The sequence below is a fragment of the Streptomyces sp. NPDC093568 genome (genome assembly GCF_044764945.1).
Taxonomy (GTDB): domain Bacteria; phylum Actinomycetota; class Actinomycetes; order Streptomycetales; family Streptomycetaceae; genus Streptomyces.
Genome location: NZ_JBIWJD010000001.1, coordinates 2,246,769 through 2,264,740 on the forward strand (window position 1 = coordinate 2,246,769; position 17,972 = coordinate 2,264,740).

Here is a 17,972-nt window from a genome sequence, read left to right on the forward strand (position 1 = left end):
TAGGCCAATCCCGATGCTCCCGTCCGAGTACTTATGTCGCGACGGCGTGCCCGTCACACTGGGGAAATGGCCGGTTTCGGGGGGCGTGGCCGACGGCGCGCGATGGTGGCGGCAGGTGTCGTGGCCGTGGTGGCGAGCTTGCTGTGGAGCGGATTCCACCTTGCCCGCGGTGCGTTGGGGCCCGCGGACGTGGCGGCCGTGATCGGTGTTCCGCTGGGCGTTCTCGCTGTGGTGCTGGGCTTGCGGAGGCCGCCTGTTGACGACCTGGCCGACCAGGCCAGGGCGGCGGCCACGACACTGGCGGCCCAGATTCTGGCGGCGGAAGGGCCCCAACTGCGTCTGCTGTTGGGCGACGACACCGAGCGCATCAATCTCCGGTACACCCTGGTCGGCGGCCCGCGCCCGGCACGGACACCGGCCGGCGGTGGCCACCTGCTCAACGGTGACGACGACGGCGCGTCGATGCTGGACATAGCCACGTACTACCGCAGCACCAGACCTCGCAGACTCGTGGTCACCGGCGAGGCAGGCGCCGGAAAGACCACGCTGGCCATGGAGTTGATGCTGGCGCTGATCGAGGAGCGCGAGCTCGACGACCCCGTACCTGTGCGCCTGTCTGTCGGCGAATGGGACACCGCCGTCTCCTTGGAGGACCACCTCACCGCGTATCTGGTCCGTGCCTACCAGTGGTCCAGAGGCATGGCGGCCCAACTGGTGGGGCAGCGCCTGGTGTTGCCGGTCCTCGACGGCCTGGACGAGATGGACCCCACGCTTCCCAATGGCAGCCCCGACCCCGAGGCCGTCCGCGCGCGGGCCGCACTCCAAGCCCTCAACCGCTACCAGGACGGCCGCGATGCCGCACCGCTCGTCCTCACGTGCCGAACCGGTCACTACGACGCCCTCGGCCACGCCACACACCTGGTCAAGGCCGCCCACATCGCCATCGAACCCGTCGAAGCCGCCGATGCCCAGAGCTACCTCGCCGCCCGCACCGCCGACCCCACCCGGTGGCAACCCCTCCTCGACACCCTCAGCAACCACCCGCACGGTGTCCTCAGCCGGTCGCTCAGCACTCCCTGGAGACTCTGCCTCGCCGCGACCGTCTACGCCGAGGAGGGCGATCCGGCCGACCTCCTCGCCCACCCCTCCCCGGACAGCCTCGACCAGCACCTCCTCGCTCGCTACATCGCTGCCGCCACGAAACGCTGTCCCTCCCCGGGTTACGCTCCCGAAGAGGTCCACGGCTGGCTGCACCACCTCGCCACCCACCTAGCGGCACAGGGCGCGGATCCGACGCCGGACAACGGCGCGACAGGAACGAGCGGCGGGCCCGGAACCGACCTGATCCTTCACCGCCTCTGGCCCCTCGCGGGCGCGCGACAGGTCCGCACCCTGCACACCGTCCTCACCACCGGCCTCTTTCTCGTGGCCTGTGCCGGGCCGGCGATGATGCTCCGTGTTCCCGCCTCGCTGATCGGCCTTGTCGTGGCAGCGGCCCTGGAAGTGGCACTCGGCGCGGCATCATCCGACGTGCGGCCACCTCGGCGGCCCAACTGGCAACAGCTCAGGGGCCGGCGCATCGTCCAGTTCCTCGGCCTCGGGATGGTCCTGAGCGGTGTCGTCACCGCGATCAACGCTCTCATCGGAACGTACCTGGGTGGCTTCGCGGGCGGAGCCCTGGGCGGGACGGTCGGCGGGCTCGGCGGACAGATAGCCCCCACCCTGGGCTACGGCGTCTTCGGCGGCCTCGCGATGGGGCTGTACGCGACCGTCGACGGACCACCGTCGCCCGCAGCGCGGCCCGGGGAGGTGCTCCGTGACGACTTCCTGTGGTCCCTGGCCTTCGCCCTGCTTTTGGGCGCCGCCTCCGGCACCGCCTTCGGGCTGACCGACGGCCCCGCCGCGGGAACGGTGGCCGCCCTGGTCATCGCCGTATGGGGAACTGTGGGCCTGTCGATGAGCGGAGCCCGGCCGGGACAGCGTTATCTGGCATTTGTGATCTGCTCTCGCCTCCGCGCCAAGACACCTCTGCGCTTGCGCACATTCCTGGACTGGGCCACCAGGGCCGGAATACTGCGAAAGTCCGGCCCGGCCTATCAATTCCGCCACCGCGAGCTTCAACACTGGGTAGCTGAGCACCCCGTTCCCGCGGACAGCCGGTGAAGAGCAGAAGGCCTGCCTCACCGTTTGATGCGGTTGCGCATGGCGAGGACGGCCAGTGCGAGGAGGGCCGGCTCGGTGAAACGGCAGATCATTTCCGTGTAGGTGCCCCAGGTGGTGAGGTCCTGGCCGCTCGAGCGAAACACGACCGAGTTCAGGACCACCTGAAAAGCCTTGTCGAAGCGTTCCGTTGTGAAACGCTCCCCGACGGGCAGGGTCAGTCGAGGGTCCGGCTTGTCCAAGGTCAGCGTTACGCGCCCGCCTCCGGCAGGGACGGCGCCGGTGGCGGTTTGCCGGGGTGCTGAGTCCGGCAGGCCGAGCCCCATGACGAGCAGGACGGTCGCCGCCATGGCAGCCAGCAACCAGGCCACGGCGCGGGAGGCGCGCAAGCCGTAGCCGGAGAGCAGCCAGTAGCACCACAACAGCCCGCGTTCGCCGGGCGGGGTACTGCTGCGGTCGTGACGCCGCATCTCCATCTCGCCGTAGTAGAAGTCCGCCGCGCCGGGCTCGTTCTTGCCGTCCTCGAATGCCTTGCGCAGCTGCCGGTAGATCACGGCTACGTCTTCTGGGTCAGGGGTGAGTTCGACGGTGGGGTGGTGGCGTCCCGTGTGCCAGAGACGGCGGGAGCTGTGACCCGGCGGCGGGGCGGGCTGGCCGGCTGTCTGGGCACGCCAGTGGTGTTCTTCGGCCAGGGCGCGTCTGCGGGTCCAGCGGTAGGGCCACACGCCGTGGCGGAGATGGAGGCCGGTGGGCGTGGCCGCGAAGGCGCAGCGGCCTTCCAGGCGGAGCTGATCCAGGTGGAAGGCGCCGGAGAACAGGCAGAAGCTGAGGTCGGTGTCCGTCAGGACCAGGTGCGCGGCGTCCACGCCCTGCACGGAGTGCATGACCACCCCGCTCCACTGGCCGGCCAGCGGTTCCTCAGCCAGCGAGGTTCTTCCGTACGTGAACGGGGTCGGATGAGCAGTGATCGCCATCGGGGTGGACAGCACCGCGTGACTGAGATCCACGACCGAATACCGCAGGCGCAGGGTCGCGGTGGCTTCCCACCTCGTTCTCTCGCAGACCAGCGAGGGTGCCGCTATCTGAATGCTCACGGGCGTCTCGAACAGCGCCCCGGAGAGATCAACTGCGTCCGCGCATACGAGTGGCCCTAGCTCGGGCGCCGCGGTGAACCGTGCTTCGCCGAAGTCGGCCTCGTCCAAGAACACGGCGGTAGCGAACTCGGCACGGTCGGCGAACTGCGCCCTGTGGAACGAGGCGTGGTCGGAGAATCGAGCCCCGTGGAAGTTTGCCTCGTCGGAGAACTCGGCAAAGTGGAACCACCCACCTTGGGAGAACTCGGCGTTGCCGAACATGGCTTCCCTGGAGAAGCGAGCCGCGCCGAAATTCGCCTCGTCGGAGAACTGCGCTCCGACGAACCAGGCCGCTCCCGCGAACCGCGCTTCGCCGAAGTCGGCCTCGTCGGCGAATCGGGCCCGGCTGAAGTTGGCGGTGCCGAAATGGGGTTCTTCGGTGTCCGGGTCGCGGAGCGCATTGAGCAGGAGCGAGATCAGGGCTTCGGTGAACGGGGTGCCTCGGTGGTCGACGTTGTCACCCGGGTTCAATGCGGCAAGGTATGCGCTGCGTTCGGTAGTGCTGAGGTGGGCCAGGCAGGCAGTGTGACCGGGAACGTGGATGCCGCCGCAGTCGCCGAGGCCGGTGACGAGATCGGCGCGTCCGCAGCGTGGCCAGGTCGGCTCAGACAGGGTGAACATGTGAGGAGTTTTCCTCCGCGGCGGCAAGCCTGCACGGCGCTCTGCGCTCCCGGTAGCGGCTGGGAGCGCAGATGGTGACCGCGGTGTCCGGGGTGAGTGCGGCGACCGTGGCGCTCGCTCAGCGGGACTCGACGGTCATCATCATCTTCCCGGGGCGGACGGTTACCCGGGCCACAGGACGTACCGTCTGACCAGGCGCCAGCGTGAATCGCGCCTGCCGCAGAATCGTGGCGAGGCCGACGATCAGTTCCAGCATCGCGAACCGGTCCCCGATGCACCTGTGCTTGCCCGCGCCCCACGGCAGAAGAGCCCCCTGCGGGGGCTTCTGCGCGCTGTCCAGCCAGCGGTCGGGATCGAACCGCAGCGGGTCGGGATACAGGTCGGGGTCACGGTGCAGGGCGTGCTGGCAGTAGGCCAGGTTGGTGCCGGCGGGCAGGGTCCACGGCCCGAGCTTGGTCTCGGTGAGGGTGCGGCGTGTCAGGAGGAAGCCGGTGACGTGGAGGCGGAGCACTTCCTTGATGACCCGGTCCAGGACCGGCAGTCGGCCCGCGTTCGCGAAGGTGATCGGCCGGTCGCCGAGCACTTCCTCCAACTCGCCCAGTACGTCGGCCTCGATGGCGGGATGACGGGCCAGTTCATAAAGCACCCAGGCCAACACCGTGGCCGTGTTCTCGGTCCCGGCCAGAGCCAACGTCAAGATCTCATTGGAGATCTGCTCATCCGTCAGCGGACGGCCGGTCTGCTCGTCGTGCACGGTCATGAGCACGGACAGCATGTCGCCGCCGTCGAGGTCCTGGCCGGAGGTGCGCAGCTCCGTGACCGCCTCGGAGATGGTGGCCCGGATGGCGGTGCGAGCCGTGTCGAAACGCCTGTTGAGCGGAAGCGGCAGGCGTTTCGCCCAGCCCGGGATCATGATCCGCAAACCGATGCTGTCCATCACGGCGGCCATGTTCTGACGCAGCTCGCGGAACGTTCCTGCATCCAGGCGATCGGAGAAGATCGTTTTCGTGAGCATGTCCAGGGACAGACTGATCATGGTCTCGCGTACGTCCATGCGCCGGCCGGACTCCCAGGTGTCGAGCTCGGCTTGAGTCACGGTCCGCATGATCTCGACATACCGCCCGAGCTCCGGGCGGGCGAAGGCGGGGTACATCTGCCGCCGCTTGGCGCTGTGCTCCTCTCCGGCGACGGTGACGACGCTGTCGCCGAGCAGTTCGCGCATCTCGTCGAAGAAGTGGCCCTTGTCGAGGGTGCTGGCGATCGGGTCACGAAGCATCGCGTGGATCAGGGCGGGATCCTGGACTACCAGTGTGCGGGTGCCCGGCTGGAGTGTGATCTCCACCATGGGGCCGTACCGATGGCGGAGCGACGCGATGAAGGGGAGGGGGTCGGGGAAGAGCCGGAAGAGATGTCCGAACAGCGGGAGCGATCCCGCCGCCCGAGGTATGGGGGGAGGCTCAACGAGCGTCACTAGGTGGTCCTTTCGTGGTGATCGGGCGCCTGAATGACTTCCCTTCGGCGGCCGCACGGCAATCACACCGGCCACGTGTCCTCCACCACGCACGCGCCCGGTCAACCGTGAAGCGAGGATGCGGCGCAAGCGGGGTGGCCCGGTTGGCCGGCGGCCCGGCCCCGCTCGCGAGCCGAACCCCCTCGAAAGCGCTGCCCCGCCATGCGATTGACTGGGCGTCCGGCGATGACCGGGCGACGCGCAACTCATGGGGGAACACGCGGTGACGAGCAACGACACTCCACGGACACCGGACGCGCAATGGCTGGAGGAGCGGCTGGGAGAAGGCTCGCTCTGGCGGCCGGACGAGGCTTGCCTGCCGGCCGAGCTCACCGACGCCGAGTCGAGGGAGTTCCTGCTCACGGTCGGCTTCCCCGCCGTGGACCTCGACATCGTGGGAATCGACACCAGGCACCTGCTGGAATCGGACGAGCCGAGACCCCTCGACTCCGACGAGATCTACGGCAACCGCTACCCCGACGACGACTCCCCGCCCAAGAACTTCAGCTTCACCATGGCCCTCTGGGGAGATCAGCACCTGATGCTGGACGCGGCGGACGGAGGGATCACCCACTACGACCCCAACGGCTGGGACCACGGCGACGGATGGAAGGGGCCCGCCGCCGACTCACTCCCCAACCTGGCCGTGCTGCTCGCGCTGATCGCCGAGTCGAGCACCGCCCTGAACACGGAGGACGACGGCCTACGCGCCGCCGCAGCCACCGAGCTTCGCCGGCGCATGATCGCCCACGACGCGTGCGTGGACGACTCCGAGTTCTGGGACGAGATCTTCGAGTGTCTGGAGTGAGACGCCCGAAGAGCGGCACGTGAGCGCAGCAGCGGTTTCACGCCAACTCTCCCTCCCTCTCGCCGATTTGAGAGCAAAGCCGAGAACCGTACGCCAACCACGCGCGTGATAGCGGAGTACGCATTGGCATGCTCACGAGGCGGGGGATACGCGAGTGGGATCCACAGCACGCGCGAGAACGGCGGCACTGACCGCCGTGGTGGTCGGGGCGCTGGTCACCGGGGCGGTATCGGCCGGGGGCCAGTCGGCGCAAGCCGCCGGCACCGCCGCGCAGGACGGGAAGAGGGTTCCGGCGAAGGCGAAGCCACCGGCGGCCGTCACGCTGATCTCCGGCGACCGGGTCGACGTCGGATCCGACGGCCGGCCGGTTCGGCTCGTGCGCGGCAAGAGCCGTGAGGGCATCGGCTTCTCGGTGCGGCGCGAAGCAGGCCACACCTACGTCATCCCGCAGGACGCCCTGCGCCTGGTCGCCGACGGCGTACTCGACCGGCGGCTCTTCGACGTCGCGCAACTGGTCAAGGACGGGTACGACGACGCGCACCGCACCACGCTGCCGCTGATCGTCGGCTACCGGCAGGGCGGCACCGGAGCAAGGGCCTCCGACCCGTTCGCGGGCGTCGCCGTCCGCGAGCGCCAGGCGCTGCCCGCGGTCGGCGGCGAAGCCTTCGAGGCACCCAAGACCGGCGCACCGGCGCTGTGGGAAGCCGTGACGAGCCGCTCCTCGGCCCGTGCGTCTGGCGGTACGGCCGCCTCCGCGCGGCCCGTCGCCCATGTCTGGCTGGACGCCAGGGTCCGGGCCAGCCTGGCCGAGAGCGTGCCGCAGATCGGTGCGCCGACCATGTGGAATTCGGGCTACACCGGCAAGGGCGTCAAGGTGGCGGTCCTGGACTCGGGCGTGGACGAGACCCACCCGGACCTCAGGGGCGTCGAGGTAGCGCAGAAGAACTTCAGCTCGTCCCCCGACGTCAAGGACCGCTTCGGGCACGGTACGCACGTCGCCTCCATCATCGCCGGGAGCGGGGCGAAGTCCGACGGCCGCTACAAGGGCGTGGCGCCCGGCGTGAAGCTGCTGGACGGCAAGGTTCTCGGCGACGACAACATGGGAGACACCTCGGGCATCATCGCCGGCATGCAATGGGCCGTCGACCAGGGGGCCAAGGTCGTCAACATGAGCCTGGGCGCTCTCGACTCGCCGGGTGTCGACCCGAAGGAGGAGGCCGTCGCCCGGCTGTCCGGCAAGGCCCTGTTCGTGGTGGCCGCGGGCAACTCGGGCGAGGGGCCCCGCACGATCTGGTCGCCCGGCAGCGCTCCCGAGGCGCTCACCGTCGGCGCCGTGGACAAGGCGGAGGCGATCGCCGACTTCTCCAGCCGCGGCCCGAATCTCGACGGCACGCCCAAGCCGGACCTCACCGGCCCCGGCGTGGACATCACCGCCGCCCGCACCACCCAGAGCGAGGAGCCTTCGGGCGAGGACTACATAGCGCAGTCCGGCACGTCGATGGCCTCCCCGCACGTCGCGGGCGCCGCCGCCCTGGTGCTCCAGCAGCACCCGGACTGGAGCGGAGCCCGGCTGAAGGCGCTCCTGACCGGTTCGGCCACACCCAACCCGCGGCTGAACGCCCATCAGCAGGGCTCGGGCCGCGTGGACCTGGCGCGCGCCGCCACGGCCTCGGTGGTCTCCGAGCCCGGTTCCCTCGGCTTCGGCACGCACGCCTGGCCGCACGCCGACGACAAGCCGGCCGCCAAGACCCTCACCTACCGCAACCACGGCACCCAGCCCATCACGCTGCGGCTCAGCGCCTCCGGGACCGACCCCTCGGGCAACCCCGCCCCGGAAGGCATGTTCACCGTCAAGGACACCCAGCTCACCGTTCCGGCCGGCGGCACCGCGAAGACCACCGTCACCGTCGACACCCGCAAGGGCACCGTCGACGGCGCCTTCGGCGGCACCGTGCTGGCGTCGGGAGACGGGCAGCAGGTGCGCACCGGTCTGGTGGTCGAGCGGGAGGTGGAGTCGTACGACGTCACTCTGCGGCACATCGGCGCCGACGGCGCGGCCCCGGCCACCTACGCGACGACGCTCACCCGCAGCGGCGGGCCCGGCGAACGCGTGGAAGCCCCGGACAGCGAGAACGGCACGGTCGTCCAGCGGCTGCCGAAGGGCTCCTACCAGTTGGAAAGCCTCGTCTTCGCCGAGGACAACGAGGTGGGCTTCTTCGTCCAGCCGGTCCTGGACGTGACCCGCGACGTGACGGTCACCCTCGACTCCCGCAAGGCGAAGCCGTTCGTCGTGAAGGCCCCCGATCCGGCCGCGAAGCTCGTCAACTCCACCGTCGGCTACAGCGACGACGCCACGGGCGTGTCCAACACCTGGTCCAGCAACGGCGTTCCGCCGATGCGCACCGCCGCCCTCGGCCCGGCCTCCGACACGCTGCGGGCCCAGTTCAACGGAGTGTGGAAGACACCCGGCGCGGCAGGCCGCAACGTCGACTACCGGCTCGCCTTCAACCGCAAGGGCAGCTTCTTCACCGGCCTGAACCGCACCCTCACCCGGGCCGACGTCGCCGAGGTGAAGCTCGGCTTCGGCGCGTCCGTCACCGGAGCCAAGGGCGTGGTCGAGATCATTCCGATGGACGAGGGCGGGTCGACCGTCGGCATCACGGAACCGCAGGCGCAGAACCTGCCGCAGGCCACCACGCACTACCTCAGCACGGACGGCGTGCGCTGGTCCTGGACGGCCAACCAGCTCAACGCGGGCGGCGAGGTGCGCATGACCTACACGAAGGGCTGGGTGGCCTACCGGCCGGGCTCCAGCCACACGCTGAAGTTCAACACCGGTGTCGTCGGCCCCGATCTCGCGGCGGGGAGCCCGGAGCAGCAGGGTGCCGAACGGACCGGTGACTACCTCAGCGCCTGGATCCCGCTTTTCAACGACGGCAGCGGCAACCCGGGGTCCTCGACCGTCACCGGCGGCTTCGCCCGGCTGGAATCCGGCGGGCGCATCCTCGCCGAGAGCCCGCCCACGGACTGGGTGGGCGCCGAGGTCCCCGCCGCCTTGGCCCCCTACCGTCTGACGGTCGAGGCGAGCCGCTCCGCCGAGGACACCTCCATCAGCACGAAGGTGGCCGGCGTGTGGACGTTCACCTCGGCCCGGCCGGCGTCGGACGGCACGGCCAGGCTGCCCCTGTCGACGGTGCGACTCGCGCCGAAGCTGAGCCTGCGCGGGACGGCTCCGGCGGGCAGCACGCTGACGGTACCGCTGAAGCTGAGCGGCGCGGCCGCCGCGGCCGGGCAGGTCGCCGCGCTGACCGTGAACGTCTCCTTCGACGGCGGCCGGACCTGGAAGCCGCTCACCGTGACGACCGCCGCGAACGGGGCGCGCTCGGTGAGCGTGAAGCACCCGGCGACCGCCAAGGCCGTGTCCTTCCGGGTGGACCTGAAGGACAAGAGCGGCAACACCGTACGCGAGACGATCACGAACGCCTATCGGCTCGCTCCGTGAGGTGACCGGACGACGATGACCGTCGTCCGGCACCGGTGAACTCTCCGGCCTGCCCCCGCACTTGAGGGGACAGGCCGGATCCGCGTCGGGCCCGCGTACGTCGCGGAAAATCCGGCGACAGTCGAAGACGGGCGGGCTACCGTCCGAAGACATGTCTCCTTCACTTGAACGTCCGCCGTTTCAGGCCGACGAACGGACCGCGCTCGTCGGCTGGCTGGATCTCCAACGACAGATCCTGCGATGGAAGTGCGAGGGCCTCAGCGAGGCGGATGCCCACCGTTCCGTCATCCCGACTTCCCCGGCGATGACGATGGCCGGGCTCATCAGCCACATGAGGTGGGTCGAGCACATCTGGCTGGACGTGCTCTTCCTCGGTGGGGACGAGACGCAGAACCCGTCCGCCGACACGACGGACGAGGACGCCGACTGGCGCACCGACGGCCTCACGCTGAAGCAACTGCTCGCCGACTACGAGGCCCAGTGCGCCCGAAGCAACGCGATCGTGGCCGCGGCCTCCCTCGACGACATCGGCCGCCATCCCGGCTACCGCTCCGCCAAGGCCAACCTCCGCTGGATGCTCATCCACCTCATCGAGGAGACCGGACGGCACGCCGGGCACGCGGACATCGTGCGGGAGCTGCTCGACGGGACGAAGGGGTACTACTAGAGCCTGCCGCCGCCCCGTCCCCGATCACTGACGCGGCAGGATGCCGGCCTTGTGGTAGCCGAGTTCGAGGTAGCGCGTGCGAGTGCTCCAGGAGCCGAGGTCGGGCGTGTTGGCCCGGATGTCGTGCCAGGACTCGGTGCCGAAAGCCGCAGCCCTGCCCACAGCCGCCGTACCGGAACGGTTCCCCGCGTCGTGCGCGGGCAGTGGTTGGCCGGGGCGCCCGGCCCACAGCCGTACCCCCGAACGCGCCTCGGACTCGCGAACGGGCTCCCACCAGCCCACCGAGAACATGCCGGCAAGCTCGTGCATGGCGATGAAACCGGCCAAGCCCTCCTCGGGGTCCGTGGGGTCCGGGCGCTCGGTGAGGGCATGCCACAGGAAGCGCATGTTCGGTAGCCGTACCTCGGGCTGGAATCGGTACACGAGCCGCTCCAGCCGGATCGAGCCGATGCGCGGCAGCGGTACCCGGGCGAGCGGTACGACCTCGCGCTCGCGGCCGGTCCAGGTCAGCGTCTCGTTGCGGCCCCGGTAGCCGGGCTCGCTGAAGACCGTGACGTGAAGGTGTTCTCTGCGATCAGGGCGGCGGTTGTGCAGCATGCCGGCCCCGGCGACGGCCCCGCCCACGGAGGCCAGGCCCGCCAGGAGGGCTTTGGTCCTGCGGCTCATCGGCAAAGGGGGCACCTCGCTTCTGACGGGACGGGCGCCTCCATCATGCGCCACCGACGGCCCGCAGCTCTACGGTCGGGCAGGGTGCCGAAGAGGACCATCGCGAGACCCCGCATCCGCCGGCGCCGGGCGAAGCAAGTCGGCTGCAAGTCCCTTGCAATCGGGCTCAGAAGACTGGTTGCCATGACTTCGAGCAACACGTCGGGCAACACGTCCGGTTCCACCGCCCACCCCTACACCCGCGAGATGGCGATGATCCACCAGGTGTTCCGCCGCGAGTCGCGCCTGCTGGCCGAGCTCGTCCAGGAGGTGCCGCCCGGCGACACCGCACGCGCCGGGACACTCGTCGAGCACTGGCTGCATCCTTGGCGCGGAGCCGCGCAGCGGCGGAGTTCGCTGCGTTGTCAGTGGCCTGCACTATGTTGATCACATGAGCCGAAAGGGGGGTGGGCCGGGTGATCCGTGCGTACAAGTTCCTCATGCGGCCCACCGTGGGCCAGACGATTGCGCTCGGCGAGATGCTGCGCGATCACTGCTCTCTCTACAACGGCGCCTTGCAAGAACGCCGTGACGCCTACCGGCATGTGTCGAAGACGAGCATCAAGTACGGGCAGCAGTCGGCGCAGCTCAAGGAGATCCGGGCGTTCGACCCGCAGCGTCAAGGCCGGTGGTCTTTCTCCAGTCAGCAGGCCACCTTGCGCCGTCTGGACAAGGCGTTCGCCGCGTTCTTCCGCCGGGTCGTGTCCGGCGATAGGCCGGGCTACCCGCGCTTTCGGGGCGTGAACTGGTTCGACACGGTGGACTTCCCCAAGGACGGCGACGGCTGCCGCTGGGACTCCACTCCGCACGACCCCGTCACCCGCGTTCGGCTGCAGGGTGTTGGGCACGTCAAGGTCAACCAGCACCGGCCGGTGCTCGGGAAGGTCAAGACGGTGTCCGTCAAGCGTGAGGGCAAACGCTGGTACGTCATCCTGACTGCCGAGCAGCCCGAGCCCGAGCCGCTTCCCAGGACGGGCAGCGTGGTCGGCATCGACATGGGCCTAGCCAACTACCTCGCCGACTCAGGCGGCGAGTTCCTGCCCCACCCGCGTCACGGGCGCAAGGCCGCCGCGAAGCTGGAAGCCGCGCAGCGGGCACTGAGCCGGTGCAAGCGGCGCAGCAACCGCAGACGCAAGGCCGTCCACAAGGTCGCCGGCCTGCACCGCAAGGTCCGCCGTCAGCGCCTGGACCACGCACACAAGACCGCTCTTGACCTCGTGCGACAGCATGATTTCATCGCACACGAAGACCTCAAGATCCGCAACATGCTCCGCGCCCCCTCGCCCAAGGACGACCCCGAACAGCCGGGCGACTTCCTTCCCAACGGGGCGGCGGCGAAGGCCGGACTCAACCACTCGATCTCGGATGCCGGATGGGGGGTGTTCCTGACGATCCTGCACGCCAAGGCTGAAAGCGCCGGACGAGAAGTGATCGCCGTGGACCCCCGCAACACCTCCCGCACCTGCCCCGAATGCGGGCATGTCTCAGCGGAGAACCGGCCCACCCAGGAGAAGTTCCACTGCGTTTCGTGCGGCCACCAGGCGCACGCGGACACGGTGGGCGCCCTGAACGTTCTACGGGCCGGGCTGGCCCGTCGCAAGGCCCGCCAGGGTTAGCGAGAAGCCCCCGGCCTCAGCCGGGGGAGGAGTCACGACAAGGGAATCGTACGGTGCACCGGAATCCGATGGGCCGGGAAGCTGATGGTCTCGCTGCCCCGGCACTTCACCATCTGGAGGGCGACCGCTTGTTACTCTTTCCGATCATGCGAGCCCTCTTCCCAGGATCCTTCGACCCGGTCACGCAAGGGCACGAGGACGTACTCCGGCGCGCTGCCCTCCTGTTCGACGAGGTCGTGGTGTGCGTGATGTTCAATGCGCACAAGGCCGGCCGCCTGCCCATCGCGGAACGGCTGGACCGGCTCCGCGCGGCGGCAGCCGGCTTGAGCAACGTCACGGTCGACTCCCACACCGGCGGCCTGCTGGTCGACTACTGCCGCCGAGTCGGAATCGACGTCGTCATTCGCGGAGTGCGTGGCGCGTCCGACCTGGAGTACGAACTGCCGATGGCCCGCATGAACCACGAACTGGCCGGAGTCGAAACGTTCTTCATCCCTGCGGACCCCGCCCTGGCCCACGTCTCCTCCACCCTCGTCACCGCGGTGAGTCAGCAGGACCGCGGTGGCTCTCAGCTGAGCTGCTCGGCGAGTCCGACGACGATGCCCTCGGGCCCGCGGACGTAGCAAAGTCGATAGACGCTCTCGTACTGCTCGATCTCGCCGACGAGTTCGCCGCCGTGGGCCCGCAGGCGGGCAACGCTGTCCTCGATGTCGTCGACGGCGAACATGACGCGGCGAAGGCCGAGCGTGTTCGCCGGCGGTTCCTCCGGCTCGGGGGTGATGGCCTTCGGCCTGTGGAACTTCGCCAGCTCCACCCGCCCGGGGCCGTTCGGGACCCGCAGCATGGCGACGTCCTGCTGCACGTCCTCGAGGCCGATGACACGTTCCGCCCCGCGCCAGTCGAGCGGCCCCTTGCCCTCGAGTTCCATGCCGAGGTTGACGAAGAACGCGATGACAGCCTCAAGGTCGTCGACGACGATGAGGACGTTGTCCAGCCGCTGGATCGCCATGCCGGGCCTCCTTCGTGTGGCGCGGCAACGGTGGCCGCTTGTGCCCCTGAGACGGAGCCGACGGGCCGTTCTCGACATCCTCGGCCACGTCGCCTCAATCGACCGGGATGTCCAGTCGATCGGCCATGGTGGTGAGGGCTGTACCGAGCGGGAGGGCGACGCGGGTGACGGCATGGCTGTCGCCCCGGGTCGGATCCCGGTTGATGATCAGCACCGGTTTGCCGCTCTCGACCGCCTGGCGGACGAACCGGAGCCCGGACATCACCGTCAGTGAGGAGCCCAGGACCAGCAGCGAGGACGCCTCCCGGACGAGCCTGCGGCAGCGCTCGACCCGCTGCGGAGGGACGTTTTCGCCGAAGAACACCACGTCCGGTTTGAGAATGCCGCCGCAGAGCGTGCAGGGCACGACTCGGAAGTCCCCCACCTGCGCGTCGGTGAGGTCGGCGTCGCCGTCCGGGTTGATGGCCGCGGCCACCGGATCGAAGCCCGCGTTCGCCTCCTCCAGGCGCTCTGCCAGCTCCCCGCGAGGACTGAAGGTGCCGCAGGAGAGGCAGACGACCCTCCCCAGGCTTCCGTGGAGCTCCACGACGTCCTTGCTGCCCGCGGCCTGGTGGAGGCCGTCGACGTTCTGGGTGATCACGGCGGCCAGCAGCCCGTGCCGCTCGAACGCGGCCACGGCTCGGTGTCCGGCATTGGGGCGGGCGCGACCGAACGTGCGCCAGCCGAGGTGGCTGCGTGCCCAGTACCGACGCCGGGCCTGGGCACTGTCGGTGAACTCCTGGTACGTCATCGGTGTGTGCCGGCTCAGGCTCCCGCCTTCGCCCCGGTAGTCGGGGATGCCCGACTCCGTGGAGATCCCCGCCCCGCTCAGGACCAGCACACCGCCGGCGCGCAGCGCGTCGGCGACCGGCTCCAGATCCGTGGTGCCCGATGGCCAGTCCTGGGGTGGGGTCCAGACGAGAGTGGGGCGCATGCGCATGGCGCAAGGGTACGCAGCGGCGTGCGGCCCGTGGCGCGGTAGTAGCGATCAGCGGGGCCACGATGGCGGTCGGCAAAGCCGCGCAATCGCACGCGACAAAACCCGGCGACATCGGCGATCGCCCCCGGGACACTGGTCGCCATGGATGAGGTCGAGGTCGTCGTCGCCCATTCCGAGCGCGCGACCCTGCGCGTCGGCGACGTGTTCCTGAAGGTGGACTGCGATCAGGCGCGCATCGACGTCGAGGTCGAGGCGATGGCCATGGTGCCGGTCCCGACCCCGAAGGTCCTGTGGCGCAAGCCGCCCGTACTCGCGATCGCCGCGGTCCCGGGGACGGCGCTGGGCCGCCTGGGCGAGCCGTCGACCGCGTCCCCGGCGGCGTGGGCCTCCGCGGGTGCCGCGGTCCGGAAGCTGCATGACGCGCCGGTGCCGCCCCGGCGGGGCCGAGCCGGCCGACCCGTCGACGAGGTGGCTGCGGAACTCGACACCGAGTGCGAGTGGCTCGTGAGGAACGGCGTCCTGCCCGCCGACCTCGTCACACACAACCGCCGGATCGCGGAAGCCGCGCTCCGGCCGCGGACTCCGGTGTTCACGCACGGCGACCTGCAGATCGCCCACGTGTTCGTCGACGGCGACGAGATCACCGGCATCATCGACTGGTCCGAGGCGGGCCATGGCGATGCCCTGTTCGACCTCGCCACCCTGACGCTCGGACACGAGGAGCACCTCGGCGACGTCGTCGCCGGCTACGGCGCCGACATCGACCTCGACCTGATCCGCGCATGGTGGTCCGTGCGCAGCCTGCTGGTGGTTCGCTGGCTGTCGGAGCACGGTTTCGACCCGTTCGAGCCGGGCTGTGAGGTCGACGTGCTCAGGTCCCAGATGTGAGTCTGCCAGGCCCCGGTTCCGCTGGCGTAGGCGAAGCAGCCCCGGGTGTTATTGAATGAGGGGTGCGGTCAGGAACCTCGGGACCCTGTCGCCCGGGTTCTGGTACGGCCCCGGCGTTGTGCCGGGGTCGGCGAGCGAGCTGAGAGAGCCGCATGGACTCCACCCCCACCCCCCCGTCCGCGTCGCCGTTCCACATGGTCAGCAGCGCATTGGGGCGGTACATCCCAAGGGGCGCGACGGCAGCGGCCGCCGGTACGGCCGGCACGCAGGGCGACAGCGGCGACCCCCCACAGGAACGGGCCACCCCCACCCCCGGCAGCCAGGAGCAAATACTCGGCGCGGTCAATCTGGACCAGGATCTGAGAATCACCCGCAGCAACCTGAACGCCCCCGTTTTCGCGGGGATCGAGGCCGCCACCGGGAGCGCGTTCGTCGATCTGCTGCCTCCCTGGGACGTACCCACGGTCACCCGGCGGTTGCGGCAGGTCCTCGAGACCGGTGAGCCGCACGTCGCCCGGGTCCAGCGCCTGCGGCGCGGAGACGGGTCGGAGCTGGTGGTCTCGATGAGCATCCTGGCCGCCGCGCCGCCCCAGGAGGGCCTGACCGTCTCGCTGATCGCGATGGCCAAGCGGCTGCACCTGTACGCAGCCGAGACCGCGATCGGCACATCGCTGGACATCGGCGAGACCGCGCAGTCGCTGGCGGACTCACTGCTGGCCTGGGGAGACGTGGCGGCCATCGACCTCGACCTCGCCGTGTGGACGGGCGAGGTGGTCACCGAGCAGCCGCACCGGCGTATCCGGCTGCGGCGAGCGGCCCTGGTGCCGGACCGGGCATGGCCCGACGGCTACGTGACTCCGGGTGACGATCTTCCCAGCGACGCGAGCCGTCTGCTGTCCCAGGCGATACGGCGTGACGATGCCGCGCGGGCCATCGTCATTCCCGACCGGGCGGCGATCGAGCGGGTTCTCGGCAGCGCGCGACTGGTACGTGCCCTGGTGCCCAGCGACCGGGCGGCGGGCGTGGCGTACATACCGCTGGTCCTGGACGGCTCACCGCCCGTCGTTCTGGGTGTGGCGGAGGTGTGGCGGCGGGCGGACCGGCCCTTCCACGACAGCGAGCTGCTCGACCTGCAGGAACTGGTGGCCAGGACCTCTCATCACGTGGACCTGGCACGTCAGCACCAGCGCGAGCACACGCAGGTACTGGCACTGCAGCGCCGACTGCTCCCGCGGTCGGGCGGCGACACCATCGAGACCGCCAGCATCTACCAGCCGGCGACCCCCGACAGCGCGGGCGTCGGCGGTGACTGGGTGAACAGCTTTCCGCTGTCGGACGGCCGTACCGCGCTGGTCGTCGGTGACGTCGTCGGGCACGGCCTGGGAGCCGCCGCGACCATGAGTCAGCTCAGCATGGAGGCCCGCGCGCTGCTGTCCGCGGGGCTGGCACCCGACGAGGTGCTGGAGCACCTGGACGAGACCGTGACGCTGCTGGACGACGCGGAGTCCGGGCTGGCGGCCGGGTACAGCGCCCTCGGCTCGACCTGCTGCATTGCCGTGTACGACCCGGTCAGCCACCAAGTAGCACTGTCCAGTGCGGGCCACCTCCCCCCGGTGCTGGTGCCCCCGGAAGGCCCCGGCAAGCCGGTCGCGGTACCCCCTCACCCCGGGCTGGGCGCCGAATTCGCGCTGCGGGAGCCGTTCGAGGTGCACGTGTTCGCCGCGCCCCCGGGTTCGCTGCTGGCCCTCTACACCGACGGTCTGGTGGAGGATCCCGCCCTGCCGATCGACGAGGGAATCGGCAGGCTGGCGGATGCCGTGTCCAAGGTGCATCCCTGGGATGCCCTGCCGGAGGCCGCGCGGGAACTGGTCTCCGCGCTCGCGCCGGCGCGCCGGCGCGACGACGTGACCCTGCTCCTCGCACGCATGATCGGCTACCGCAAGGAGGACACCGCGACCTGGCGTCTGCCCGCCCGCGGCGACGCGGCCGCGCGGTCCCGCACGCTGGTCGCCGCGCTGCTGCGGCAATGGGGCACCAGAGAGGACACCCGGGACAGTGTGCTGCTGGTCGTCAGCGAGCTTGTCGACAACGCGGTCCGCTTCGCCACCGGACCCATCACGCTGCGGCTCATCAGGACCAGTGACGGCCTGCTGTGCGAGGTGGGCGACACCGGCAACGGCAGGCCGCGGCTGGGCCGGGGCGGCCTCCTCGACGACGGTGGCCGTGGCCTGCACGTAGTCCATGGACTCACCACCCGGTGGGGGGTGCGGTGGACGGACACCGGCAAGGTGGTCTGGGCGTCGGTCGCGAAGTGAGGCGGCGAGAGTGAAGCGGGCGGTGTGCAGCCGTCAGCGGGCGAAGCCACCGCCGGTAC

General features: G+C 70.0%; 14 protein-coding genes. 9 read left to right on the forward strand and 5 right to left on the reverse strand.

Annotated features, from left to right (window positions below; translation table 11 throughout):
* The first annotated feature begins 66 nt into the window (after positions 1 to 66).
* Positions 67 to 2,163, forward strand: coding sequence for an NACHT domain-containing protein (locus ACIRD7_RS09035; RefSeq protein ID WP_403451461.1), 2,097 nt, complete (start codon positions 67 to 69; stop codon positions 2,161 to 2,163).
* A gap of 17 nt (positions 2,164 to 2,180) precedes the next feature.
* Here the strand turns inward: ACIRD7_RS09035 and ACIRD7_RS09040 are convergent, their stop codons facing one another.
* Together ACIRD7_RS09040 and ACIRD7_RS09045 are read right to left on the reverse strand one after the other, a co-directional pair.
* On the reverse strand, positions 2,181 to 3,914 hold the full coding sequence (locus ACIRD7_RS09040; RefSeq protein WP_403451463.1) for a pentapeptide repeat-containing protein: 1,734 nt from the start codon (positions 3,912 to 3,914) through the stop codon (positions 2,181 to 2,183).
* A gap of 118 nt (positions 3,915 to 4,032) precedes the next feature.
* Positions 4,033 to 5,442 (reverse strand): cytochrome P450, encoded by a 1,410-nt coding sequence (locus tag ACIRD7_RS09045; protein WP_403451746.1) that lies wholly within the window; start codon positions 5,440 to 5,442, stop codon positions 4,033 to 4,035.
* A 205-nt stretch (positions 5,443 to 5,647) separates the two neighbouring features.
* Between ACIRD7_RS09045 and ACIRD7_RS09050 the strand changes: the two genes are divergently transcribed.
* The 3 genes from ACIRD7_RS09050 (at position 5,648) to ACIRD7_RS09060 (ending at position 10,401) form a co-directional block, all read left to right on the forward strand.
* Complete coding sequence (locus tag ACIRD7_RS09050) at positions 5,648 to 6,232, forward strand: SUKH-4 family immunity protein (RefSeq protein ID WP_403451465.1); 585 nt, start codon at positions 5,648 to 5,650, stop codon at positions 6,230 to 6,232.
* Between the two features lie 154 nt (positions 6,233 to 6,386).
* Entirely contained in the window at positions 6,387 to 9,734 is a 3,348-nt protein-coding gene (locus ACIRD7_RS09055; RefSeq protein ID WP_403451467.1) for a S8 family peptidase, read from the forward strand.
* Between the two features lie 151 nt (positions 9,735 to 9,885).
* Positions 9,886 to 10,401 (forward strand): DinB family protein, encoded by a 516-nt coding sequence (locus tag ACIRD7_RS09060; protein ID WP_403451468.1) that lies wholly within the window; start codon positions 9,886 to 9,888, stop codon positions 10,399 to 10,401.
* Positions 10,402 to 10,425: 24 nt separating this feature from the next.
* On the opposite strand, the gene ACIRD7_RS09065 is transcribed toward ACIRD7_RS09060, so the two are convergent.
* Positions 10,426 to 11,067 carry a hypothetical protein gene (locus ACIRD7_RS09065; protein ID WP_403451469.1) on the reverse strand — a complete coding sequence of 214 codons (642 nt, stop codon included), beginning with the start codon at positions 11,065 to 11,067 and terminating at the stop codon, positions 10,426 to 10,428.
* Between the two features lie 183 nt (positions 11,068 to 11,250).
* Here ACIRD7_RS09065 and ACIRD7_RS09070 point away from each other — a divergent pair, with 183 nt between their 5' ends.
* The 3 genes from ACIRD7_RS09070 (at position 11,251) to coaD (ending at position 13,345) form a co-directional block, all read left to right on the forward strand.
* A complete protein-coding gene (locus tag ACIRD7_RS09070) occupies positions 11,251 to 11,493 on the forward strand; it encodes a hypothetical protein (protein ID WP_403451471.1) in 243 nt (80 codons plus the stop codon).
* Positions 11,494 to 11,522: 29 nt separating this feature from the next.
* Positions 11,523 to 12,722 carry an RNA-guided endonuclease InsQ/TnpB family protein gene (locus tag ACIRD7_RS09075; RefSeq protein ID WP_403451473.1) on the forward strand — a complete coding sequence of 400 codons (1,200 nt, stop codon included), beginning with the start codon at positions 11,523 to 11,525 and terminating at the stop codon, positions 12,720 to 12,722.
* Positions 12,723 to 12,868: 146 nt separating this feature from the next.
* Entirely contained in the window at positions 12,869 to 13,345 is a 477-nt protein-coding gene (coaD, locus tag ACIRD7_RS09080) for a pantetheine-phosphate adenylyltransferase (RefSeq protein WP_403451475.1), read from the forward strand.
* Here coaD and ACIRD7_RS09085 read toward each other — a convergent pair.
* Both ACIRD7_RS09085 and ACIRD7_RS09090 read right to left on the reverse strand, forming a co-directional pair.
* Positions 13,291 to 13,731, reverse strand: a complete 441-nt coding sequence (locus ACIRD7_RS09085) for a VOC family protein (protein WP_403451476.1) — start codon at positions 13,729 to 13,731, stop codon at positions 13,291 to 13,293. The genes coaD and ACIRD7_RS09085 overlap by 55 nt on opposite strands.
* 94 nt (positions 13,732 to 13,825) lie before the next feature.
* On the reverse strand, positions 13,826 to 14,710 hold the full coding sequence (locus ACIRD7_RS09090) for an NAD-dependent protein deacetylase (RefSeq protein ID WP_403451477.1): 885 nt from the start codon (positions 14,708 to 14,710) through the stop codon (positions 13,826 to 13,828).
* Positions 14,711 to 14,851: 141 nt separating this feature from the next.
* Between ACIRD7_RS09090 and ACIRD7_RS09095 the strand changes: the two genes are divergently transcribed.
* Positions 14,852 to 15,598: a phosphotransferase family protein gene (locus ACIRD7_RS09095; RefSeq protein ID WP_403451479.1), complete on the forward strand. Its 747-nt coding sequence runs from the start codon at positions 14,852 to 14,854 to the stop codon at positions 15,596 to 15,598.
* Between the two features lie 152 nt (positions 15,599 to 15,750).
* Positions 15,751 to 17,913 (forward strand): SpoIIE family protein phosphatase, encoded by a 2,163-nt coding sequence (locus tag ACIRD7_RS09100; RefSeq protein ID WP_403451481.1) that lies wholly within the window; start codon positions 15,751 to 15,753, stop codon positions 17,911 to 17,913.
* Positions 17,914 to 17,972 lie beyond the last annotated feature (59 nt).

What these genes read in the sequence shown, in the direction of transcription:
- ACIRD7_RS09040 (WP_403451463.1), bottom strand. Translation starts at nt 3,914, where the DNA reads ATGTTCACCCTGTCTGAGCCGACCTGGCCACGCTGCGGACGCGCCGAT.
- ACIRD7_RS09100 (WP_403451481.1), top strand. Translation starts at nt 15,751, where the DNA reads ATGGACTCCACCCCCACCCCCCCGTCCGCGTCGCCGTTCCACATGGTC.
- coaD (WP_403451475.1), top strand. Translation starts at nt 12,869, where the DNA reads ATGCGAGCCCTCTTCCCAGGATCCTTCGACCCGGTCACGCAAGGGCAC.
- ACIRD7_RS09085 (WP_403451476.1), bottom strand. Translation starts at nt 13,731, where the DNA reads ATGGCGATCCAGCGGCTGGACAACGTCCTCATCGTCGTCGACGACCTT.
- ACIRD7_RS09095 (WP_403451479.1), top strand. Translation starts at nt 14,852, where the DNA reads ATGGATGAGGTCGAGGTCGTCGTCGCCCATTCCGAGCGCGCGACCCTG.
- ACIRD7_RS09060 (WP_403451468.1), top strand. Translation starts at nt 9,886, where the DNA reads ATGTCTCCTTCACTTGAACGTCCGCCGTTTCAGGCCGACGAACGGACC.
- ACIRD7_RS09065 (WP_403451469.1), bottom strand. Translation starts at nt 11,067, where the DNA reads ATGAGCCGCAGGACCAAAGCCCTCCTGGCGGGCCTGGCCTCCGTGGGC.
- ACIRD7_RS09070 (WP_403451471.1), top strand. Translation starts at nt 11,251, where the DNA reads ATGACTTCGAGCAACACGTCGGGCAACACGTCCGGTTCCACCGCCCAC.
- ACIRD7_RS09035 (WP_403451461.1), top strand. Translation starts at nt 67, where the DNA reads ATGGCCGGTTTCGGGGGGCGTGGCCGACGGCGCGCGATGGTGGCGGCA.
- ACIRD7_RS09090 (WP_403451477.1), bottom strand. Translation starts at nt 14,710, where the DNA reads ATGCGCATGCGCCCCACTCTCGTCTGGACCCCACCCCAGGACTGGCCA.